This is a genomic window from Phenylobacterium sp. (assembly GCF_030651185.1).
GTDB lineage: Bacteria > Pseudomonadota > Alphaproteobacteria > Caulobacterales > Caulobacteraceae > Phenylobacterium.
Genome location: NZ_JAUSCJ010000023.1, coordinates 1 through 1,373, shown reverse-complemented (window position 1 = coordinate 1,373; position 1,373 = coordinate 1). Strand labels below are relative to the sequence as shown.

The following is a 1,373-nucleotide window of genomic DNA, read 5'->3' as shown; positions in this document are numbered from 1 at the left end:
GAAAATTACTTCGCAACAAACGGCTTGGGCCGGCGCGCGCCGCCCTGACGCTCCAGCATCCAGCCCGGATATTCGGACGGCAGGGCGCTGATCTCGTCCAGCTTGGCGATTTCGGCAGGGGTCAGCACCAGGTCCGTGGCGGCCAGGTTGTCGTCCAGCTGTTCGATCGTCTTGGCGCCGATGATCACGCTCATCACGTGGGACTTGGAGAGCAGCCAGGCCAGGGCCACGCGGGCGACGGAGACGCCGTGGGCCTCGCCGATCTCGCGCATGGCGGCCACCACCGGCCAGGCGCGGTCGGTATTGACCGGCGGGAAGTCGAAATTGGTGCGCCGCGCGCCGTTCACCGGCGGGGCGCCGGGGCCGAACTTGCCCGACAGCAAGCCCCCGGCCAGGGGCGACCAGACCATCAGGCCGAGCCTTTCCTCGGTGAGCATGGGGACCAGCTCGCGCTCCAGGTCGCGGCCGGCGATGGAGTAGTAGGCCTGCAGGGTCTCGAAGCGGGCGTAGTCCTTGGCCGCGCTGACGCCCAAGGCCTTGGCGATCTTCCAGGCGCTCCAGTTGGAGACGCCGACATAGCGCACCAGGCCCTGGCGGGTCAGGTCGTCGAGGGCGCGCAGGGTCTCCTCGATGGAGGTGACCGTGTCATTGCCGTGGATCTGGTAGAGGTCGATGTGGTCGGTCTGCAGGCGATCGAGGCTGCCCTGCACCGAATCCATGATGTGGCCGCGGCTGGCGCCCTTGTCGTTGGGGCCGGGGCCCATCTCGCCGAACACCTTGGTGGCCAGGACCACATCCTTGCGGGCCACCCCCAGGTTCTTCAGCGACTGGCCCAGCAGCTTTTCCGACTGGCCGAAGGCGTAGACGTCGGCGGTGTCGATGAAGTTGACCCCGGCGGCCAGCGCCTTGCCGACGATGCCGTCCACCTCGCCCTGATCGAGCGCCCCGATCATCTTCCAGATGCCCGCGTCGTTGTCGCCGCCGAAGGTCATGGTCCCCAGGCAGATTTCCGAGACGAACAGGCCGGTCCGGCCAAGCTGGTTATATTTCATGGGATCGCTCCTGCTGCGCCCTCACAGCTAGGCCCGCCCTGTGACGGGCGCAACCGGGTCAGCCGCCGCAGACCTCGCACGCGGGGTCGGGGCCGATCTTCACCGTCCGGGTCTCGCCCGACAGCCCGTCATAGATCAGCAGGCGGCCGGTGAGCGGGTCGCCGGCCCCGGTGAGGACCTTGATGGCCTCCAGCGCCATCATCGAGCCCACCACGCCGGCCAGGGCCCCCACCACGCCGACCGCCGAGCAGGTCTCGGCCTCCGGCGGAACCTCCGGCACCAGGCAGCGGTAGCAGGGGGCGCGGCGGAAGACGCCTACCT

The 1,373-nt window shown here is 68.9% G+C and carries 2 protein-coding genes; both read right to left on the bottom strand.

Annotated features, from left to right (window positions below):
• Positions 1–5: 5 nt before the first annotated feature.
• Positions 6–1,052 (bottom strand): aldo/keto reductase, encoded by a 1,047-nt coding sequence (locus Q7J39_RS12180; RefSeq protein WP_304825066.1) that lies wholly within the window; start codon positions 1,050–1,052, stop codon positions 6–8.
• Positions 1,053–1,110: 58 nt separating this feature from the next.
• Positions 1,111–1,373, bottom strand: a 263-nt coding sequence (locus Q7J39_RS12175; protein WP_370690052.1) for a ThiF family adenylyltransferase, incomplete at its 5' end; no start/stop codon positions are given.

Excerpts from the sequence above, each read along its gene's own strand:
- Q7J39_RS12180 (WP_304825066.1), bottom strand. The coding sequence starts at position 1,052 with ATGAAATATAACCAGCTTGGCCGGACCGGCCTGTTCGTCTCGGAAATC.